The organism is Pseudoalteromonas sp. P1-8 (assembly GCF_001399985.1).
In the GTDB taxonomy this organism is placed as follows: domain Bacteria; phylum Pseudomonadota; class Gammaproteobacteria; order Enterobacterales; family Alteromonadaceae; genus Pseudoalteromonas.
This window is the reverse complement of the sequence record NZ_LJSO01000001.1, coordinates 98973-121377: the sequence shown is the minus strand read 5'-3', so window position 1 is coordinate 121377 and position 22405 is coordinate 98973. Positions and strand designations below refer to the sequence as shown.

At 40.8% G+C, this 22405-nt stretch carries 17 protein-coding genes; 8 read left to right on the top strand and 9 right to left on the bottom strand.

What is annotated here, in order from left to right; translation table 11 throughout:
* The first annotated feature begins 346 nt into the window (after positions 1-346).
* The 4 genes from gltB to AN213_RS00455 all read left to right on the top strand — a co-directional run bounded on the left by gltB (position 347) and on the right by AN213_RS00455 (position 7562).
* Entirely contained in the window at positions 347-4804 is a 4458-nt protein-coding gene (gltB, locus tag AN213_RS00470; RefSeq protein ID WP_054561718.1) for a glutamate synthase large subunit, read from the top strand.
* Positions 4805-4813: 9 nt separating this feature from the next.
* Entirely contained in the window at positions 4814-6229 is a 1416-nt protein-coding gene (locus AN213_RS00465) for an FAD-dependent oxidoreductase (protein WP_054561717.1), read from the top strand.
* A 414-nt stretch (positions 6230-6643) separates the two neighbouring features.
* Complete coding sequence (locus AN213_RS00460) at positions 6644-6856, top strand: hypothetical protein (protein WP_235575464.1); 213 nt, start codon at positions 6644-6646, stop codon at positions 6854-6856.
* Positions 6857-6869: 13 nt separating this feature from the next.
* Positions 6870-7562: a response regulator gene (locus AN213_RS00455; protein ID WP_054561716.1), complete on the top strand. Its 693-nt coding sequence runs from the start codon at positions 6870-6872 to the stop codon at positions 7560-7562.
* Positions 7563-7584: 22 nt separating this feature from the next.
* On the opposite strand, the gene AN213_RS00450 is transcribed toward AN213_RS00455, so the two are convergent.
* Entirely contained in the window at positions 7585-8046 is a 462-nt protein-coding gene (locus AN213_RS00450; RefSeq protein WP_055196807.1) for a hypothetical protein, read from the bottom strand.
* A gap of 66 nt (positions 8047-8112) precedes the next feature.
* On the bottom strand, positions 8113-10155 hold the full coding sequence (locus AN213_RS00445) for an ATP-binding protein (RefSeq protein ID WP_055196804.1): 2043 nt from the start codon (positions 10153-10155) through the stop codon (positions 8113-8115).
* A gap of 316 nt (positions 10156-10471) precedes the next feature.
* Here AN213_RS00445 and AN213_RS00440 point away from each other — a divergent pair, with 316 nt between their 5' ends.
* The gene (locus AN213_RS00440; RefSeq protein ID WP_150114691.1) at positions 10472-12067 is read left to right on the top strand and encodes a hypothetical protein; all 1596 of its coding nucleotides are present in this window, start codon (positions 10472-10474) and stop codon (positions 12065-12067) included.
* 78 nt (positions 12068-12145) lie between these two features.
* Here the strand turns inward: AN213_RS00440 and AN213_RS00435 are convergent, their stop codons facing one another.
* The 4 genes from AN213_RS00435 to nadK form a co-directional block, all read right to left on the bottom strand.
* Positions 12146-12544 (bottom strand): hypothetical protein, encoded by a 399-nt coding sequence (locus tag AN213_RS00435; protein WP_054561712.1) that lies wholly within the window; start codon positions 12542-12544, stop codon positions 12146-12148.
* A 47-nt stretch (positions 12545-12591) separates the two neighbouring features.
* Positions 12592-14265, bottom strand: coding sequence for a DNA repair protein RecN (gene recN / locus AN213_RS00430; protein WP_055196800.1), 1674 nt, complete (start codon positions 14263-14265; stop codon positions 12592-12594).
* Positions 14266-14333: 68 nt separating this feature from the next.
* Positions 14334-14897: a hypothetical protein gene (locus AN213_RS00425; RefSeq protein WP_055196799.1), complete on the bottom strand. Its 564-nt coding sequence runs from the start codon at positions 14895-14897 to the stop codon at positions 14334-14336.
* Between the two features lie 94 nt (positions 14898-14991).
* Positions 14992-15876 carry an NAD(+) kinase gene (nadK, locus tag AN213_RS00420; RefSeq protein ID WP_054561709.1) on the bottom strand — a complete coding sequence of 295 codons (885 nt, stop codon included), beginning with the start codon at positions 15874-15876 and terminating at the stop codon, positions 14992-14994.
* Positions 15877-15996: 120 nt separating this feature from the next.
* On the opposite strand from nadK, the gene AN213_RS00415 reads away from it, so the two are divergent.
* Complete coding sequence (locus AN213_RS00415; protein ID WP_055022172.1) at positions 15997-16941, top strand: HrcA family transcriptional regulator; 945 nt, start codon at positions 15997-15999, stop codon at positions 16939-16941.
* A gap of 58 nt (positions 16942-16999) precedes the next feature.
* Positions 17000-17608 (top strand): nucleotide exchange factor GrpE, encoded by a 609-nt coding sequence (grpE, locus tag AN213_RS00410; RefSeq protein WP_054551515.1) that lies wholly within the window; start codon positions 17000-17002, stop codon positions 17606-17608.
* Between the two features lie 67 nt (positions 17609-17675).
* On the opposite strand, the gene AN213_RS00405 is transcribed toward grpE, so the two are convergent.
* On the bottom strand, positions 17676-18866 hold the full coding sequence (locus tag AN213_RS00405; protein ID WP_054561707.1) for a Bcr/CflA family efflux MFS transporter: 1191 nt from the start codon (positions 18864-18866) through the stop codon (positions 17676-17678).
* 192 nt (positions 18867-19058) lie between these two features.
* Here AN213_RS00405 and AN213_RS00400 point away from each other — a divergent pair, with 192 nt between their 5' ends.
* Positions 19059-19856 (top strand): M48 family metallopeptidase, encoded by a 798-nt coding sequence (locus tag AN213_RS00400; protein ID WP_054561706.1) that lies wholly within the window; start codon positions 19059-19061, stop codon positions 19854-19856.
* Between the two features lie 96 nt (positions 19857-19952).
* Here the strand turns inward: AN213_RS00400 and AN213_RS00395 are convergent, their stop codons facing one another.
* Together AN213_RS00395 and AN213_RS00390 are read right to left on the bottom strand one after the other, a co-directional pair.
* Positions 19953-20735 carry an outer membrane protein OmpK gene (locus tag AN213_RS00395; protein ID WP_054561705.1) on the bottom strand — a complete coding sequence of 261 codons (783 nt, stop codon included), beginning with the start codon at positions 20733-20735 and terminating at the stop codon, positions 19953-19955.
* A 92-nt stretch (positions 20736-20827) separates the two neighbouring features.
* Positions 20828-22141, bottom strand: a complete 1314-nt coding sequence (locus AN213_RS00390) for a Na+/H+ antiporter NhaC family protein (protein ID WP_054561704.1) — start codon at positions 22139-22141, stop codon at positions 20828-20830.
* Positions 22142-22405 lie beyond the last annotated feature (264 nt).

Here is a 22405-nt window from a genome sequence, read left to right as displayed (position 1 = left end):
AGGCTAGGCGACACCCCGTAAAAAACTGCATTGATATTCATAATGTGAATAATTATTCAAAATAAAGCGCAGTTTACGTTAACGTAAAGCGGCGGGTTTTTAGATTGTTTTTTTACAAGTTGTTAAATTTGACACCAGTGTCATAAAAAAATAACGGGTAAAATGCGACTAAATGTAAAAAAATAGCATAGAATTTAAAAAGTGCTTTAAGTGAGAAATATTCATGAATATGAATATGTATTCAAAACTCTATTGACTCATGAGGTATTTGGCGATAGTTTTGTTCGTCTGCTAGCACTGTCACAAAAGACTGAACCGCTAGTCGTTGTAGCAAGGGGAGGGGTCTATGTTATACGACTCAAAATTAGAAAAAGATAATTGTGGCTTTGGCTTAATAGCCCAGGTCAATGGTCAGGCGAGTCACCGCTTGATTCGAACAGCAATCACTGGCTTAGATCGCATGGAACACCGTGGTGGTATTTCTGCTGATGGTAAAACAGGTGATGGCTGTGGTTTATTAATGCAAAAACCTGATAGCTTCTTTCGTGCTATTGCCAGCGAACATGATTGGCATCTAGGAAAGAACTACGCCGTTGGCATGGTATTTTTAAATGCTGATCCTGTACTTGCGCAAACAGCTAAAGATGTGTTGAGTGAAGAACTCGAAAAAGAAACCTTGAGCATTCAAGGCTGGCGTGTAGTACCTACCGATGCATCATGTTTAGGGCCAATTGCAAAAAAACAACTACCCGGCTTTGAACAAATTTTTGTAAGCGCACCAGAAGGCTGGCGTCCAAAAGATTTAGAACGTCGTTTATATGTAGCGCGTCGTCGTGCTGAAAAGCGCCTCGTAAATGATGAACATTTTTATATTGCCAGCTTATCTGGTTTAGTTACTGTCTATAAAGGCTTAATGATGCCTGTAGACTTACCTAACTTTTATTTAGACCTAGCTGACATTCGCATGACCAGTGCGATTTGTGTATTTCACCAACGTTTCTCTACTAATACACAACCTCGTTGGCCACTGGCGCAACCATTCCGCTATTTAGCGCATAATGGTGAAATTAATACGATTCAAGGTAACCGCCAATGGGCTCGTGCCCGTGCGTATAAGTTTGCCTCACCACTTATTCCTGATTTGCAATCAGCAGCACCATTCGTTAACGAAAGCGGCTCAGACTCTTCTAGCTTAGATAATATGCTTGAGTTGTTCTTAGCCGGTGGCATGGATTTATTCCGTGCAATGCGTATGCTTGTGCCGCCAGCTTGGCAAAAAAACCGTGCTATGGATGATGACCTACGTGCATTCTACGACTTTAACTCAATGCATATGGAACCATGGGATGGCCCCGCTGGTATTGTAATGTCTGACGGTCGTTTTGCCGCTTGTAACCTTGACCGTAACGGTTTACGCCCTGCGCGCTATGTCATCACTCAAGATGGTTTTATTACCCTTGCCTCAGAAGTAGGTATTTGGGACTACGCGCCAGACGAAGTGGTTGAGAAAGGCCGTGTTGGCCCTGGTGAGTTATTAGTTATTGATACTCATCAAGGTAAAATTTGGCATTCAGATGAGATTGACCAAGATCTTAAGTCACGCCATCCATATAAAGCATGGCTTGAAGCTAACGTTAAGCGTTTAACGCCATTTGAACAGTTATCTGAAAAAGATGCGGGTAACCGTTCATTTGATGACGAAACACTGCTTAAGTATCAAAAAATGTTTGGCTACACCAACGAAGAGCTTGATAGCGTTATTCGTGTAATGGGTGAAAATGGTCAAGAAGCAACGGGTTCAATGGGTGATGACACACCATTTGCGGTACTGTCAGAAGGTCATCGTTCACTGTTCGATTACTTCCGACAAAAATTTGCGCAAGTAACTAATCCACCGATTGACCCACTTCGTGAAAATCACGTTATGTCACTGGCAACTTGTATTGGTAGTGAGCAAAACGTATTTAACGAAACAACCGGCCACGCTAAGCGTTTACAGTTTGAGACGCCGATTTTGATGTACGCTGATATGCAACAGCTGATCAATGCTGACGATGAGCATTACAGCTACTGTAAAATTGATATCACTTACACGTTGGAAGAAGGCTTAGAAAACGCAATCACACGTATTTGTGATGAAGCACAAGAAAAAGCAGCGTCAGGCTGTGTCATGCTTATTTTAAGTGACCGTAACTTTAGCGAAACTCATTTGCCGATTCCTGCGGCGATGGCGGTTGGTTCAATTCAAAAGCGTTTAGTCGATAATAACTTACGTTGTGAATCTAATATCATCATCGAATCGGGCAGTGTCCGTGATGCGCATCAATTTGCGGTATTACTTGGTTTTGGTGCAACGGCAATTTATCCGTACCTTGCTTATGAATCATTAGTTGCAATGAGCGACAAAAAGACCCTGAACAAGAGCTATTGCGAAGTAACGCTTGCTTATCGTAATGCGATTAATAAGGGTCTGTATAAAATTATGTCAAAAATGGGTATCAGTACTGTCGCTTCGTACCGCTGCTCAATGTTATTTGAGGCAGTTGGATTATCAGATGCGGTTGTAGAAACCTGTTTTAACGGTGTAGCTAGTCGTATTAAAGGGGCGTGTTTCACTGATTTTGATGATGACCAACGTAAACTTCATAAGCTGGCATTTAGTAAACGTAAGTTATTAAGTCATGGTGGCTTACTAAAATATGTTCACGGTGGTGAGTACCATGCTTATAACCCAGATGTAATTCAAACACTACAAAAAGCAGTGCGCTCTGGGGATTATAAAGACTACTTGGCATATGCTGATTTAGTAAATAACCGCCCGATCACCAATTTACGTGACATGCTGGCGGTTAAAATTCCTGATACGGGTGTGAGTGTTGACGACGTAGAGCCTGCAACTGAGCTGTACAAACGTTTTGACTCAGCCGCAATGAGTATTGGTGCATTATCGCCAGAAGCGCATGAAGCACTCGCGATTGCCATGAACCGCTTAGGTGGTTGTTCAAACTCTGGTGAAGGTGGTGAAGACAAGCTTCGCTACGGGACAGAGAAAAACTCACGTATTAAGCAAGTTGCTTCGGGCCGTTTTGGTGTAACACCACATTACTTACGTAGCGCTGATGTCATTCAGATTAAAGTGGCGCAAGGTGCAAAACCAGGTGAGGGTGGTCAATTACCAGGTGAAAAAGTAACGCCGTATATTGCAAAATTACGTTATTCAGTGCCGGGTGTGACCTTGATTTCACCTCCGCCGCATCACGATATTTACTCGATTGAAGATTTAGCCCAGCTTATTTTCGATTTAAAACAAGTAAACCCAGATGCACTGATCTCGGTGAAACTTGTTTCTGAGCCGGGTGTAGGTACTATCGCAACAGGCGTAGCTAAAGCCTATGCAGATTTAATTACCATTGCTGGTTATGATGGTGGCACAGGTGCAAGCCCGCTTACTTCTGTTAAGTATGCAGGTAGCCCTTGGGAGCTTGGTCTTGCTGAAACCCAGCAAGCGCTGGTAGAAAATGGTTTACGTCACCGTATTCGCCTACAAACAGATGGTGGTCTGAAAACTGGCTTAGATATTATTAAGGCGGCTATTTTAGGTGCTGAAAGCTTTGGCTTTGGTACTGGCCCTATGGTGGCACTAGGTTGTAAATACTTACGTATTTGTCACTTAAATAACTGTGCGACCGGTGTTGCAACGCAAGACGATACGCTGCGCCAAAAGCATTATCATGGCCTGCCAGAAATGGCGATGAACTACTTCAAGTTTATAGCCGAAGAAGCACGCCAAATTATGGCAAGCTTAGGTGTAACTCGTTTAACTGATTTAATTGGTCGTTTGGACTTACTTGAAGCAATTGAAGGCAACACAGAGAAACAAAAGAAAGTAGATCTGTCGTCTGTGATTGCTGTGCCTAACAACCCTACGGGTGAAACCTTGTATTGTAGTGCGCCAAATAGCTCACACTACTTAGGTCAGCTAAATGAAACCTTGCTTGAAAAAGCCAAGCAAGCAATCGATGAAAAATCGGGTATCTCACTGGTTAACCGTATTTGCAATACTGATCGCTCAGTGGGCGCTATGTTGTCAGGCTATATCGCCTCTAAACATGGTAACCAAGGTATGGCTGCTGATCCTGTCTCTATTGAGCTTCATGGTACAGCGGGTCAATCATTCGGTGTGTGGAATGCTGGTGGCCTTGAAATGACACTCGTTGGTGATGCTAATGACTATGTTGGTAAAGGCATGGCTGGCGGTAAGCTAGTAATTCGCCCACCGCTGGGTTCATCTTTCGAAAGTCACAAAGCGACCATTGCCGGTAATACCTGTTTATATGGTGCAACGGGCGGTAAATTATTTGCTGCAGGCTGCGCCGGTGAGCGTTTTGCAGTGCGTAACTCAGGCGTGCAAGCGGTTGTAGAAGGTGTTGGTGACAACGGCTGTGAATACATGACAGGTGGTGTGGTTTGCGTACTTGGCAAAGTGGGTATCAACTTTGGTGCAGGTATGACAGGTGGTTTTGCTTATATTCTTGATGAAGGCAATGACTTTGAAAAACGCATTAACCCTGAGCTTGTTGAAATTGTTACGCTTGAAGGGTTGGCGTCACACCAAGAACATTTACGCGGTCTCATTGCTGAGCATTTAGAGCTTACAGGCTCAAACCGCGCTGAGCAGATTTTAGCTAACTTCGATTTATACATGCCAATGTTTAAATTAGTTAAGCCAAAATCTAGTGATGTAAAAAGTTTACTCGGACACCGAGCGCGCAGCAGCGCAGAGCTTCGTGTTCAGGCTCAGTAAGGGGGTAGTATGAGCGAAAATGTATACCAGTTTATCGATGTACAACGTGTTGATCCGCGTAAAAAGCCAATTTCAGCACGTAAACAATCTTTCGTAGAAATCTACGAGCCGTTTTCTGAGACACAAGTTAACTCACAGGCGGATCGCTGTTTAGATTGTGGTAACCCGTACTGTGAATGGAAATGCCCAGTACATAACTATATTCCACAATGGTTAAAGCTCATTCGTACTGGCCGTATTTTAGAAGCGGCAGAGCTGTCTCACCGTACAAACAGCTTACCAGAGGTGTGTGGACGAGTTTGTCCACAAGATCGCTTGTGTGAAGGCTCGTGCACACTTGAAGAAGAGTTTGGTGCTGTCACTATCGGTAATATCGAAAAGTACATCACTGATACGGCATTTAAGATGGGCTGGAAACCAGATATGTCGTATGTGGTTTGGTCTGACAAAAAAGTGGCTATCATTGGTGCAGGCCCAGCTGGTTTAGGTTGTGCGGATATTTTAGTTCGTAACGGTGTTAAGCCTGTGGTGTTTGACCGTCACCCAGAAATCGGTGGTCTTCTTACGTTTGGTATTCCTTCATTCAAACTTGAAAAAGAAGTAATGCAAAAGCGTCGTGAAATTTTCACTGAAATGGGTGTCGAGTTTCAGCTAAACACTGAAGTTGGCGTTGATATTACGCTTGATGAAATCTTAGCAGAATATGATGCCGTATTCTTAGGTGTTGGTACTTATCAAAGTATGCGTGCAGGCCTTGAAAACGAAGATGCTGATGGTGTGTTTGATGCACTGCCGTTCTTAATTGGTAACACAAACCGAGTAATGGGCTATGCAGAAGATAAGCAAACTTATATCGATATGGCGAACGAAAAAGTCGTCGTGTTAGGCGGTGGTGATACAGCAATGGACTGTGTGAGAACCTCTATTCGACAAGGTGCTGCAAAAGTAACCTGTGCTTATCGTCGTGACGAAGAAAACATGCCAGGCTCAAAACGCGAAGTTAAAAATGCCCGTGAAGAGGGCGTAGAATTTACCTTTAACGTTCAACCTAAAGGCATTGTGGTTGACGAGCAAGGTAAAGTTGCTGGCGTTAAGATGGTGAAAACGCAACTTGGTGAGCCGGACGAAAATGGTCGTCGTCGTGCTGAAGAAGTAGCTGATTCTGAGCATGTTATTGAAGCAACCAAAGTGCTCATGGCGTTTGGTTTTAAACCTCATAAAATGGATTGGTTAGAACCGTACGGTGTTGAAATCAATCATTGGGGTGGTATCAATGCACCAGAAAAAGGTGAGTTTACTCACCAAACAACTAACCCGAAAATCTTTGCTGGTGGCGATATTGTCCGCGGCTCAGATTTAGTGGTAACGGCTATTTTCGAAGGCCGAAATGCCGCTGAAGGGATTATGGATTACTTAGACGTTTAATTCTAAAGCGCCATTCAACATTTTTAAAAGCAAGCTGCCTAGCTTGCTTTTTTATTGCCTAGTTTTATACCAATCCGCAATAATGCTTAATCATTTAGAGGGATTAAACCTGTCGCTATCTGCGTTAAAAATATCTGATTTAGAACAACTAAATAACGAAATTTTTGCCTTGCTATCAACGAGGTTTTATTGCATCACTTAATTAAGCGAAATGGTATTAGCTGTTTTGAGAATCAAATCAAGATTCAGAAAAATAATGAAAAAATAACGCTTATTACCTACAATCTACGAATGAATTTTACAGTTAAATAGAAAAAATTCATTATTTCGTACTAGCTCCATATTTGCTCCATATTGTTGCGTTTTAATGTTTATCAGAGGCAGAAGCCCATCTGAATATTTGATGCTAACAACATGGATAAAAAGAAAATGTTTTGCGAACACACAAATAACGAGCAGTTAAGCTTTTTTCAGCCAAGTTCAAAATCTGAAAATGATTTACTCAATGAGGTCATGAATAGTGAAGACCTGCACGATATTCTGACTATGGTTTTACTAGATGAGACCTTATCAGACGCCCTTAAAGCGATGGTGAAGCAACAACTAAAAACAATAAAAAAAATATAAAACGGAAATAAAAATGCCGCAGATATTAGTCGTTGAAGACGACTTAGATATTGCAGAACAAGTGCTGTTGTTCTTCAATGCATCTGGCTTTACTACTCACCACATCACTGATGGCAGTGCTGTGGTGTCGTGGGTTAAAGAAAATAATCCTGATGCAATAATTCTAGATGTAATGTTACCCAATTTAGATGGCGTGGAGTGCATGAAGCAGATCCGCGCTTTTTCTATGGTGCCTATTATTATGGTAACCGCTAAAGTCGAAGAGGCTGATAGGTTAAAAGGGTTAGAACATGGTGCTGATGACTATGTCTGTAAACCTTTTAGCGGTGCAGAGCTGGTGATGCGTGTTAAAGCTATTTTAAGGCGCTGCGCGCCGGTATCTAATAGCAATGAAACTGTTGAAACGCCAGCTACTATTTGTTTAAACGAAGATGCGCTTGAAGTTGAGATTAAAGGCGTGTCTTTGGGTTTAACTAAAGTGGAATTTGACGTATTTAAGCTTTTGTATAAAGCCCCTAAGCGCGTTTTTTCAAGACAGCAGATACTTGATCATATCCAACCAAATAACTTTGATATTACCGACCGCGTAATCGACAGTCATATCAAAAATATTCGCAAAAAACTAAAGAATTTACAGTTCTCTCCTAAGATAGTCGCTTCCGTTTACGGTGCAGGCTATCGCTATGATGAACGTCAAATCAATTGATTTGGCGTTCATCGCTTTCATATCAGTTACACATAGTACGTTCACCTTTTCGAATAGAATGGCTGAACACATACACTGATAATTCTCTTGCTTGAATATCTTGCCAAATGCGTTTGCTAGGATTAGGGCACAACGCATAATGTAAATATTGACTTAACGCCTCACCTTCAAGGGCTATCGCGGTAGGTGTTTGTACATAGACCTGAATCGCATTAGTTGAGTACTTTATTTGATTTAAGCGCCACTGGCCCATTAAGAATTGCTTTGCAAAGAACTGGGAGATGCGTTGTTTAGCTGCTTCAGATAGTGGAGGGTACTCTATTGGCTTTTCGTAGCTTGCATAATAGAGCCCTGCACTTAACAGTATGCTGGCAAGGGCCGCGTAAATTGGCCGTGGCGACTTTTTGGCTTTTTTAACTTTGCTTTGGCGGTGTTTACGCTCAACAGATTTTGCCCATTGAGCGTGCTTTAATGACTCTGACATGGTTCCATTCCACTGTAGTTTATAGTGCTATTTAAGCAATAAAATGTGGTGGAAAAATGGAGAGGCTTATTTATTGCCTAAAGGCAGTAATATTCTGATACATAAGCCACCTGACTTACCTGGTAATGCGTTAATAGTACCTGACATCAATTCGACAAAACTCTGGCAAATTGACAGTCCTAAACCAGACCCTCCCGATGCGCGGCTACGAGACTCTTCAACACGATATAAACGGTCAAAGAGTTTACCTATATGAGCTTTACCGACACCCGGAGAAGTATCATCGACTTGAATAAACAGCTCTTGCTTGTTGGTCCGAACTTTAAGGCGGACATGGCCTGGCGTGTCTGTGTATAGACACGCATTAGTAAAAATATTGTTGAGGATTTGGTCTAGTTTTTGTTTATCTACCGTGACCTCAACATCATTAGCAATAACAATGTCAGCAAAAAATGTGAGCTGATGACTACAAACATAACGGCGCATGTCTTGCTCATATTCAGCAAAAATTTGCGCGGCATTATATTGTTTAAGGTTCAATGTCAGGGTTTTGTTTTCAGCTTGAGATAACTGGTACACATCTGAAATTAAGTTATTAAGTTGCGCTATCTTGCCATTAATTTTGCTGTAGGCGAGATCGCGGTTTTCCTGAATATCGAGCTCAAGCGCTTCTATATGCAGTTTCAATACACTCAGTGGAGTGCGTAATTCATGAGAGATATCAGCAAGCATTTTGTCTTTTTCAATTAAGTTATATTGATAAAGCTTGGCTTTAAATAACGCTTTTCGATGCTTGAAGTAATAGAGTACTAACGCAAGGGTACTAAACAACAAAACAATACCAGCAGATAACAACCAAATTTGTTTTTCTAGTCGCTGGTTATTCATTTGTGCAGTTGCGAGTTTGTTTTTTTGAATTTCATCATCAATACGTTGCTGTTGCTCGATTGCTGTTAATTGCTTTTTATTCTTTTCCACGGCTTTATTTAAATGCTCTTCAAATAAAGACTCGGCCAGTTTATTTTCAAGCTTTAGCTGCTCAGCAGCTAGCTTGTAATCACCGATAAGTTCAGCATAAATTGCGGTATAGCCGTGCTGTTTTTGATTCAATAAGCGGTTATCAATATCAGTTAACAACTCTTTTGTTCGACTTAAATAGAGACCAATTAGCTCAGAGTTTTTAAGTGCTAAATGTAATTCAACTAAGTTAAAGTAAGAGTAAATTTTACTTAAAGCCGAGCCAGATTTAAGCGCTGCGTTAAGCCCAGACTCAGCACTACTCAATGCCATATGCTGGTTGCCTATTTTCAAATACAATTGCATCAACGTATGCTTCGCCGTCGCCATATTCTCATAGGCATTAACGTCGGCTAATCGTGTATAGGCGGTATTTAATAAGGGAAGAGCCTGCTCTAAATCGCCTCGTTTATACACCAGCTTGGCTAGCTGTAAGCTGGTATCTGCAATATTCATTTGGTTTTTGGTTTTAATATCAAACTCGAGTGCTTTTTTATAGAAGTACTCAGATTGCGAGAGGTCATCAAGCCTGTGAGCAAGGTTTGCTAAGTTATAAAAATTAGTGGCAACTAGTTCATAATTATCGCTGTTTTCCAATAACGCTTGTGCTTTTACTTGATGATGCATTGATTGTTCAAGATCATTAAGCGTGTCGTATAGTGAACCCAAATTGCTATGGCTTTGTGCTTGTAGGTTTTTGTCTTCAAGCTCATTTGCAAGTGCTAAGGCTGCCATATAATGATTTTTTGCTTCTATTGTTTTTACTTGGCGACGGTAGTTGATCCCTAGCTCTTTTTGAATGTGGTATTGGTCTTTTTTACTCAAGCTAGCAAGCTTTTGTAATGGCGTTAGCAGTTCTATCGCCTCGTTATAATGACCTTGTTTACGTAAAAGAGGCGCTTGTGCCATAGCAATTTCGGTGGTCGATGTAGCGGTATTATTATCTTTGTATTGCTCAAGAATAGTGAGTGCTTCACTGAGCTTGCCTTGGTTCTCAAGGTCAGTGACTTGATTTAATAGAGAGCTGGGCAGTGAGGTTGCTACACACGAAAAAGACAGTAAACACGTAGCGATAAGTAAAGAGTATTTCATTTGTGGTTAGAATAAGCTTAATGTGTTCTTATACTAACCAGCAATTGTGTGCAAATTATGGAGTACGTAATCACTGCTTTTAAAGTGAGTTAACAGCTGCTTAATAGAAAAGTTGTATCCTTTATGTATTAAAGGCCTATATTTTATTGTTTTTAGCCTTTTCATACCATTATCAAAAATTTCTGATTGTATTCAATCGACTGAAGCCTAGAATTAGCTTGAACATAATTTATACATAATTAGGTTAATGATAAATAATTTATTTATCATTTTTGCTAATAATAAAGTTTTGGTTAATTCTTCAGGTGAAAACACAATGAAAAAATCTATTCTATCTGTATTGATGGTATGCGGAGCCGTAACTGCTGATGCTTCGGCAAATAGCTGCACAGGCGAGTTGTATGGTATTAACTCTGGTCGAGGTCATTTAGGCGTTGTTTTTTCGCTTGATGAACAAGCGCAAACAGCAGCTATCCATTCTAAAGCGAAGTTTTCTTCAGCTGCAATGGCGTTCGATAGTACTCGTAATCGTTTATATTATGTTTCGGCGCCACGCGCTTTAACATATAAGTTAGACCCAAGCTCATTGAATTTATCAGATGATGAATTAAAAGACTTACCAATCAAAGGCGAAAAGTATAAATACACAAAATTAGCCTATGTTGATATGGAAACAAATACACATACAGAAGTTGCTAGAACAAGTCCAATGACTCGTTTAGCGTATGATCCAAACCGTGATGTTATCTACGGCTCTAAAGGCAGTAAGTTTTATATTATTTATCCAGATTCTGGCGAGACACAGTTTGTAGGTAATATGACTGGCTATGGTAATAGCTTAGATATTTTCCGTGGTGATATGGTTGTTAAAAATGGTGAAGTCTATTTGATTTCTGCAACCAGCATTTTCTCTTTGGATCTTTCTACACTTGAGTTATCGAAAAAGTCTGAACATGGTTTAACAACGGTAACAGGTGCTGCACTTGATCAAAATGGTGAGCTGCTTATTTCTCGTGAAGTAATAAATGACCAAGGTAATCACAATGTAACTAAGCTGTATAAAGCGTCGATTGAAACGGGGAAAACATGTGCAATGGGTACTTACCCTATGCGTATTAACGATTTGGCACTTAATACATTAAAACCGGTTGCGTGCTATGCTCAGCCAACCTGTAGCACTGGTGCGGAGTCGTTTGTTATCACGAGTATCGATAAAGAGCGAAAAGCAACTTGGCAAAACTATACTTTGAATGGGAAGTTATTTTATGAGCCTATTGCAAAACTTATGAGCTCTACAAATTTTGGCGAAGGTGGAATTGTTAATAAAACAGTTTCAATAAATCATGATTTTGCTGCAGCAAACTCTATCACTGAAGCTGCTATCGATAGTTATGAGACAGATATCTTTTATATGGGTAGTTTCTATGATACAGATTTCACAGATGCTGAAATCCTAGAGCTTTATAACTGGTCAAAAAAATCAGGCAATGTAACTATTATTGCAGCCGATTCTGATATGCCAAATGAAAAAGTGTATGCGAAATGGGGCTACACGGTTACTCGTGTTGGTTATGTTGATGGTCCAAATACACAAAATCCTGAAGGTGTAGGTACTCAAGCTCAACAGGCTATTTTTGCTGGTCCATTTGGTGGTGTAACTAGTTTCTATCAAGCGGGTGGTGCTAAAGGATACTTCTCTGAAATGCCAGTGGGTACGCAAGTGTTAGCTGTAAACCAAGATGGCTTACCAACGATAGTGCTTGATTCAGAAACGGGTGACATTCTTTTATCAGATAGTGGGATGCTTACCAATCAAGGTAAAGTTGGTAACTATACTGAGGGTACAGGTGTTTCAAGTATGACAGACCGTTTATTTATGAACTTGATTAATTTCGCCAGCGAAATTGAGTAAGCTAACTAAGTCATGTGTACTTAAAGAATCGCGAAGCATTTTTGCTTCGCGATTTTGTATATTTAACGATGATTTTATTTACCAACAGCCTGTGAGGGTACTTTTCACTCTATTAGTGTGTTGCTTAACTAGTAAATAACTAATACCAACCAGCAATGTATGGCTGACTGCTAAAGCAATCAACCAAGACGACATACTCTGTGTTAATTGATTGATTGTTACTAGGCTAATAAGCATGAAAACTAACGATGAATTTAACACAGTTTGTAGTAACTGCTTAAAACGTAAATGCTTCCAACGACTCCAAATAACCAACAAAAATGCGGTAGTCGGGAGGGCAATTAAAATACATTCAAATAAAATAACGATTAATTGCGCACCTTGATAAGCTGAATCAGCTGTTGAACCCTGTGAATGGCTTGAACTCAGTGCAATCAAGCCAAGCACTAAAGCGGTACCCATATTTTTAATATTCATTTCTAAACTCTAACCAACTTAAACTCTCAACAGTATTAACTATTAACTTATGCATGTGCGCTAATAAGCTCTTTGGCATTCGCTCTTGCCATTTTACTGATGTTGTCACCAGCGAGTAGTCGGGCAATTTCATCGATACGGCCATCTTTTGAAAGTTTATTCATTTGCGTAAAGGTTTCGCCGTTTGCAATTTCTTTGGCTACAAAAAATTGCTGATGTCCAGAACTTGCAACCTGTGGCAAGTGAGTTACACAAATAACTTGGGTTGATTTAGCTAATTGGCGTAATAGCTTGCCGACTGCAGAAGCAGTAGGGCCTGAAATACCCACATCAACTTCATCGAAAATGAGGGTCGGGGTAGTAACTCGCTGAGCAATAATGACCTGAATAGCTAAACTAATGCGCGATAACTCACCACCAGAGGCCACTTTAGACAGTGCTTGTAGCGGTTGACCCGGGTTGGTCGATACTAAAAACGACACAGTATCAAAACCCATTGCACTTGGTGCTTTATCGCTAGCTTGTTGAATATCAATAGCAAACTTGCCGTTTTCCATCGATAAATTCGCCATGCTATCACTAATTAACTGATTAAGCGTATCTGCATAACTATGGCGGCTTTCACTTAATAGTTGAGCTGCTTGTTTGTACTGCTCAAGGGCATTGCTGATTTCGCTTTCAAGTGCCACAAGGCGGTCGCTGTTATAACTAATTGATGCTAATTCTTCAGAGATTGACTGGTGAAACTCAACAAGCTCTTCTGGCTTTATGTGATGTTTACGGGCAAGATCCATAGCACCTGTTAAACGAGTTTCAACTTCGTCTAAGCGTGCTGGGTCTAAATCGGTAACATCAACATAGCTGCGTATCTCGCGGCTTGCTTCTTCAACTTGAACGGCAGCTTCACTCAGTAGTGATGCTATGCTAGATAAGCTCTCATCGTAGCTTGCTAGTTCTGCAAATTGTTGAGCACTATGTTGCAATAATGAACACGCACTTTGCTCATCACTTTCGTATAAGTGTTGTAGCTCACGTTGGCATGACTCTAAAATAGTCTGGCTATGGCTTAGTTTATGATGCTCAGCTTCAATCTCTTCAAATTCACCCGGTTGCAGAGCAAATTCATCAAGTTCGGCTACTTGATACTCAAGTAATTGCTTTTGAGCTGCCTGTTGCTGCTGTTGTTGTTCAAGCTGGTTAAATTCTTTGAGTAAGGCTTGGTAAGCTTTAAAGCGTTCTTTAACATCAGCTAATAACTGATTATGGCCAGCATAGGCATCAAGCAGATGTAGCTGGTGTTCAGCTTTTAATAAATGCTGATGGGCATGTTGGCCGTGAATAGAAATTAAGTACTGACCTAACTCTTTTAACTGTGCAGCGGTAACTGAGCTGCCATTAATATAGCTTTTGCTACGGCCATTTTTGCAAATAACACGGCGTAGTAAACATTCGCCTTCGCTGTTTGAAAGTAAATGTTGCTCTAAAAAGTGTTGGGCAAGAGGTAGTTGGCTAATATCAAATTGTGCGCATATTTCTGCACGATCAGTACCAGGGCGAACGGCACCAGCATCAGCGCGTTCACCTAAACATAAAGAGAGGGCATCAATTGCAATTGATTTACCCGCACCTGTTTCACCTGTAATGGCTGTCATACCATTGTGCCACTCAGTACTTAAATTACTTACAATGGCAAAGTTTTTAATTTCTAACCCGATTAACATACTGTTTATCCATCCAGCTAATTAACTGTTAATTTATACAGTGTTTTCGGGTTTTGCAAATTAAATTTTTAAGCTTTGCTTAATTCTGACAATTGATTTTCTGGTGTGGAATCGTCTGACGCTTGTGTGCTCTGGGCTGACGGCTGATCGTCTTGTAAATCGGCGGGGGGCTGATATTTAATTACTTCAATCAGTGATGGAAGGGACTCTTGGTAAAACGCTTTGTTATATTCAATACCATTATAAGGTAATTCAGCCATGAAATACTGTAATCTGTCTGCAAGCTGATCAATCTGTTCTGGGCTTTGTGCTTTACTGGCTTCCATAATTATTGTGTTGAGCAGTAAATCACTAACGTATTCAAGATATGTGAGGTTTTCTTCGTTATGGGCTTGTACAACAAAGTAATTGCTAGTGATCATGCTCAAACGCGAGATGTTCTTCGGACGAATAATTTTACTCTCGCTGAAATCAATTAACTTATCTTTAAAATCATTATTGATTTCTTTTACTCGTTGATTAAAACGTTTTTTTTCAGCTTCAATAGCCTTGCGACGGTTGCTCTCAACCATCCAGTAACAACCTAGCAAGGTGATCAGTAATAACAGAGCAAGAAAAACGATATAGCTCATTTCGCCTTAGAATCCTTAAAAAAGTACAGCATTAAGTTTGATTATTTTGCGCTATTCAATGTGCCTTGGCAATCAATTGAGATAAAAAAGCCGCTTAAAATAAACGGCTTCCCCAGTTTAATTTTTTTCTTAATACATTGTAGTAAGAGTATTCTTTAGGGTGGATCAAGCGCAGACGCTTATCTGCTTTTTTTATCACCACTTCATCGCCAGGTAATACAGCTAAAACCACATGGCTGTCACAACTGACTTGCAAGCTATCAGTATTTTCAAGACTGAGCTTTAAACGCACTTCGTTATCAGCATCAACCACAAGAGGGCGGCTTGATAATGTGTGCGGGAACATAGGCACAAGTGAAATCGCATTAAGCTCTGGCGTCAAAATCGGCCCGCCACCAGATAATGAATAAGCAGTTGAGCCTGTAGGTGTTGAAACAATTAAACCGTCTGAGCGTTGCGAGAATACAAAATCGTTGTTAATAAAGGCCTCAAACTCAATCATATGAGCAACTTTATCGGCATGAAGTACTGCTTCATTCACTGCCAAGTTTGCACTTTTGAGTTCGGCATGGCGATATACTTCAACTTCAAGCAAAAAGCGTTTCTCTTCTAGGAATTGACCACTTAATACTTGTTCAAGGCTGGCTTCGAATCCTTCTGGGTTTAAATCAGTTAAAAAGCCTAAATTACCACGGTTTACACCAATTACGGCAACATCAAAACGCGCTAAAACTCGAGCTGCGCCAAGCATATTGCCATCACCGCCGACGACTATGGCTAAGTCTGCACGTTCACCTAAATCGACCAATTTAACAAGGTTCTCTCGGGGAAGATCTTCAAGTTGGCGGCCAGTGCGCTGCTCTACTAGCACTTCAAAACCCAAGGCTCGCAAAAATGTGTGCAGGCGAGCAAGTGTGGCAGCTGCCCCGCTGTGATTAGGTTTGCCAATTAAACCTATGGTTTTAAACGGTGAATCCATGTTATTTGCACTTAAACTTTCATATCGCTAGATTACATTAAAAACTAATGCTTTGAAAATAACTTGAAATAAACTTGCTGCGCCCAAATATCCACTGGCAAGTACCAAGATGTATAAATTATGAAATTAAATCCGCGTGACCAACAAATTTTTTCAGCTGTAATGAGCCTTTACTGTAACGGTGAAGGTCAGCCTGTTGCCTCTACCCGTATTGCCAAGCAAAAAGGTATGGCGGTATGTTCGGCTACTGTGCGCAATGCAATGGCTCGGCTAGAAAAAGTGGGCTTACTCTATTCGCCACATACTTCTGCTGGCCGCGTACCTACCAATGCCGGGTTTGATTATTGGCTTACTGAGTTTTTTGCTCTGCCTGAAATTGCAACATATTGGCAGCCCGAGCAAGCACAATTAGTTGAGCTCGCCCATGGTTTGAGTCAGCGTTATAAGGTGTGTTGTTGTGTGGGCTTACCTCAAGTCAGCTCTCAGCTGGTCTTTCGAGTAGAGGTGCTTGATTTTGATGGTAGCAATTGGCTTATTCTACTCATCGATAGAGCAGGGCAAAGCCATAACATTTGCATTACCAAACCTGAAGATTCATCTGATGCCGTTCGTTACCAGTTTGCTACTTGGCTTAATACGGTGTTTAGCCAGCAAACCTTAATGGAAGGCTTATATCGAATGCAAGCAATGGCAGCCACTGCACCACATAATTGCCATGACTCTTTAACACAATGGACTCGGCAATTAAGTCAAAAACTCGGTTCAGATAACAGCATTGTGGTAGGTGAAAATTACCTTTACCGCCAAGTTGATTGCCAAACCAGTTTAAACATTGGTGTATCGTTTTTAAATTTTGTTGAAGATAAACTCGCATTTAAAAATGGGTTATCAGTGTTAAACACAGAACAGTTGCCATTTACAGACTGTAATGAGTTGATGGTGATCAGCGTTCCTTATTTTAATAACCATGAATACCAGAGCCGATTTTGTGTAATTTGTCCAAAATCAGCGCAAATAGAAGCAATCATCCAAGAATTTAAGTTAATCGGCTCATCAGCCTCTTGAATCTTTTAATTCAATCCCCATAATTACCGCAGTTGTAAAGAATTGGAGCATGTAAGCTATGTCTGAGCAGACAAAATCACCAGAGCAAGAAGTTGAACTAAACGAAGAATTTGAACAAATGCAAGCTGAAGTAGAAGCTGCAGAAAAAGCGGCTGAACAAGTTGACGGCGAAGAAATGAGCCCTGAAGCTGAAATCGCACTACTACACAGCGAATTAGAAGCGGCTAAACAAACGATCAACGATCAAAAAGACAGTGTTGTTCGTGCTGCTGCAGATGTTGAGAACATGCGTCGTCGTGCCGCTCAAGATGTAGAAAAAGCGCATAAGTTTGCACTTGAAAAGTTTGCTAACGAATTACTACCTGTTATCGATAACCTAGAGCGTGCGATTGAGTTTTCTGATAAAGAAAATGAGCAGCTTAAGCCTGTGCTTGAAGGTATCGAAATGACTGTTAAGAGCTTTAATGATGCGGTATCAAAATTCGGTGTTGAAATTGTTAACCCACAGGGTGAACAATTTAACCCTGAATTCCATCAAGCAATGTCAATTCAGCCAAGCAATGATGTAGCGCCAAATACTGTTCTTGCAGTAATGCAAAAAGGTTATACATTAAATGGCCGTTTATTACGCCCTGCAATGGTTATGGTATCGAAAGAAGCTGAATAAGCTTTAAAGAGATATAAAAAATGCCTGTTAATTACAGGCATTTTTTTATTACAATTGTGTTCAATATTTAAGTCGATTGGTATCGTTTTCGATGCAAAAGCTGTACAAGCAAGATCAGTATCAGTGCGCTGAACATCATAGCAGAAAATGGAATCGCACTTTGTGGGTGAACAAAAGCAAGGATAGGCCCAACTAAAGCGCCACTGCCGAATCTCAGGGTACCAATAACAGCTGTTGCAGTGCCTGACTTTTCCTCAAATTGCATCAGTATTAATGAGTCTGCATTACTCGCGACAATACCCAAGCTCATCATCAGTGGTGCGATGGTGGCAACGATAAAATACAGCGATAAATGCATCACACTGAATAACAACAATGCCCCGCCAGACACAAAGCCAATACCTAGCCCAATAAATAACAGTTTACGAGAACCCAAGCGCGGCACTAAACGTGTATTCATAAAGTTACCGAACATTAAAGCCAGCACGTTAAAGGCGAATAACACACCGAACAATTGCTCATCTACTTTGAAGAAATCGAGATATACATAAGGTACCGATGTTAAAAAGCAAAAGAATGCGAATGAGGCAAACATTGAACTGGCAATATCGGCAAGGGCACTACGACGAGAAAATACCGTTTTATAACTATTAAAGAACAGTGCCAAACCACGTTGCTGACTCTTAAAGATTGGAATATCGATTAAATGAATTTGCACCAAAGCTAAAATGGCAAAACTATAAGCAGCTAATGCGATGAAAATGACCTGCCATGTCGAAATTCCCATGATTAATGAGCCTAGAGTAGGGGCAATTAACGGGGCAACCATCATAATCATCGAGACATAAGACATGCCCTTGGCGGTGTTCTCTCGGTAAATGTGGCGAATAATACCCGGCACTACGACGGTTGCAGCAGCGCCAGTGAATGCTTGCACGGCTCTTAAAGACCAAAATAATTCGATGTTGGTACAAAATGCCAGTGCTAATGAGCTGATGCCAAATAGCGCTAAACCCACCTTAGCGAGTAATCGCCTACCAAGCTCATCGGCTATCGGGCCAAAGAACAACATACCCAGGGCATAACCCGCCAAATAAATACTGAGCGAGATTTGCACATTTGGCATGGTAGTTTGTAAGTCGTTGGCAATCACCAACATCGCCGGTAAATATAAATCAATTGCTAAAGGCGTAATTGCGACAATACTTGCCAGTAAAGGTAATAAAATGCGTTTATTTAAAGTTTCAGGGGAAGGCATTGTTTACTCATTCATCAAACATTAGGTCACTATTGTAGCAGTGTGAGTTACTGTGGTGAACTTAGTTTGCCTGCTAAGTAAAAGAATTAACTAAATGATAACAACTGAGCGGGTGATTGTTCATTTTCATATAAAATTAAGCAATGCTTTGCTATATTAGCCACAATTACACTAAGTATTTGAAGGACTAGTATGAAAAAGTTAATCATGGCAGTGTTAGCCACCGCTGTTTTAGCTGGCTGTAAAACCTCTCCAACAGGGCGTACACAAATCGCGCTTTATTCAGACCAACAAATGAGCCAAATGGGTCAAGCAAGCTTTGCTGAAATGAAAAAAACACAGCCTGTTAATACCGACCCTGGCGTCAATGCTTACGTGAAATGTATTGCCGATGATGTTATTGCCGTTTTACCTAATGAGTATGCAAAGCAGTCTTGGGAAGTTGTTGTGTTTGAAGAAGACTCAGCAAACGCATTTGCATTACCGGGGGGTTATATTGGCGTTCATACAGGTTTATTAAAAGTTGCTGTAAATCAAGACCAACTGGCAACGGTACTAGGTCACGAGGTTGCACACGTTATTGCTGAGCATTCTAATGAACGTGTATCACAAAATGCATTGTTACAAACAGGTCTGCAAGTTGGTGGTGCAGCACTTGATATGGGGAATGTGCAATATCGCGGCGAAATAATGCAAGCCTTAGGCTTAGGCGCACAGTATGGTGTTGTTTTGCCATTTAGCCGCTCACATGAATCAGAAGCAGATATTGTTGGCTTAGATTTAATGGCAAAAGCAGGGTTTAACCCAGAGCAATCAGTGTCGCTTTGGCAAAATATGAGTGCAGCTGGTAGTAGCGGTACCCCAGAGTTTATGTCGACTCACCCTGCACCAGGTAACCGTATTAAAGAGCTACAAAAGCATATGTCGGATGCATTAAAAGCCCAGCAAGCCGCTAAAGCAAAAGGCAAAACCCCACAGTGTAAACTGTAAAGAGTATCTATAGAAATTAAAAAAAGCCTGTACTCAGTGATGACTACAGGCTTTAATTTTTCAGCTTTCAGCTTTCAGCTTTCAGCTTTCAGCTTATTAGAACGTCCACTCAACGTGAAGTTGTGGTACTGACTCAGTTGTGTCTGTACCTAGCTTGTTGTGCCAATATTGCCATTCAAGGCCTAGCAGTAGCGTATTTTCTTTCATGCTCATTGCGTGACCTAAATCCCAGGTGATGATTGGCTGCGCTAAAATCCATGCTTTAACGTCTTCACCAAATTCATTTTCACGCTCTGCAATATATTCAACATGGCCTGTTACGTTGAACTTTTGTGAGCCAATAGTGAATGGGTAGCCCCAAGCAACATCAATCATCCAGCTGTTTGTTTCAGTTGGTGCACCACCGCGTGCTACGCCTTCACTGTCATCGATGTAAGCGGTAAATAAAGTAGATAAAAAGCTAAAGCCCGGTGCTTGCCAGCTAAGCTTTACACCAGGTAAATACTTAAGAACTTTCGAGTCACCTGCGGCATTAAAACCTGCCGTTAAACCCACATCAGCAATTGCGCCGTATGAAAAATCACTGCCAGAGATTTTTGATAAGCTAAATGTTGAATACCACTCGCCGTAAAAGTCTTTATCTTGATAGCCATCTTGACGGTCGTCATTGCTGTAATCAATAAAAAAGAAATTGTCGCCATAGTCATAACCAGAGGCATGCTGTAGTGATACAACCGTGGTATTTGACTTAGTTAATGAAAACGGGTTTTTGTGTTCACCGTTATTAACGTGTAATTGCGTAGAGCTCCAATTAGCGGCATAGCTCGAAGTACTTACTGCACAAAGCGCAGCAACAGAAAGGATCTTTTTCAAGTTCATATCTCAATATTGATGGTGTAAAGGGGGATACAAAGGTTGGATTATAGCAGATACGCCCATATTTGGGCGTATCTTGAGAAAAATTATTTAACTTATGCTTTATTTCTGCGTAAGCAAATTACTGCAACGGCAGTAAAGGCAAGAATAAAGCAGTAGTAAGAAGAGGTAGAGACTTCCCATGGGCTAATTTTGAATGTTGCGCCGAGTAGAAGTGCTTGTGCGCCATACGGCAATGAGCCTTGCGTAACACAAGCAAAAATATCAAGTAAGCTTGCTGAACGCTTGCCTGTAATTTCGCCATCATCTGCTAATTTTTTAGCAATTGGGCCTGCAACAATAATAGATACGGTATTATTGGCAATACATAAGTTACTAGTCATAACCAGTGCAGCAATACCTAATTGATCTGCTACTTTACGGTGCCATTTTGCAATGATTTTTGTAATTGCCTGAATTTTGTTAGCAATATAATCAAGACCACCATTAATACGGATAAACTCTGAAAGACCGCCAATAAACATCGATAGCAAGAAAATTTCCTGCATATCAGTAAAGCCTTTATAAACATCTTTTACAAAGCTTGCACCTTCATAGCTGCCAGTAAAGCCCATAAGTGCAGCGAAGATTATACCGCTAAACAGCACCACGAATACGTTAAAGCCCATTACCGCGAGCACTAAGATAAAGGCATAAGGTAATACTAGTAAGATATCGAAGTCTTGTGTCTCTACAGCTTCTGCTGCAGGCGTTAAGAAGAATAACAAGCCGATAGTTAATGCCGCAGCAGGTAAGGCGATTTTTAAGTTCTCACGAAATTTATCTTTCATTTCACAGCCTTGCGTGCGGGTTGCAGCAATAGTTGTGTCAGAGATGATTGATAAGTTATCACCAAACATGGCACCTGATACAATCGTGCCTGCCATCAGAGATGGATCAATGCCTGTTTTTTGGGCGACGGCATAAGCAATCGGGCCAATCGCACCGATAGTACCCATTGAAGTACCCATCGCAGTCGACACTACCGCAGCAATTAAAAATAACCCTGGTAGTAACAGAGCAGGTGGAATAAGTGATAAACCGGCATTAACTACGGCATCAACACCACCGGTCGCACCAGCAACCGCAGAAAACGCACCTGCCAGCAGATAAATCAAACACATAGTGATAATGTTGCTATGGCCAGCACCTTTAATAAAGGTTTCAACACTGTGGTTGATGGTATTTTTATTTAAGATAAACGCCAGCATGATGGCTGGCAAAATTGCAACAGGAGCAGGCAATTGATAGAAGGCGTAATCGACACCTTGAGACTGTAAGTATAAGCCAGCGCCTAAAAATAAGCCGACAAACACCAAAAGCGGCAGCAAAGAAAGTTTTGCTTTTGTTTTATTAAATGATGGCTGCATCATATTCCTCGTTAGATAACCAATAACACAGCCAAACACTTCTTTTAGCTGTATTTAGTTGTGTCTAAAAGACAACAACAGCGCCCGCAAGCCAAAGACCAAATCGGCGCAAAGGAAGAAGTTTAAATGTATAGATGGCTAAATGCAAAGACTATCTGTTATTATTGTTGTTCTATTAATAAATCTAAAATTAGCTCTGTATTTTTTATAAGCTAACCTGACTATTACATGAGTTTTCGATAAAATCCAGCCAGCTAAGAAGAA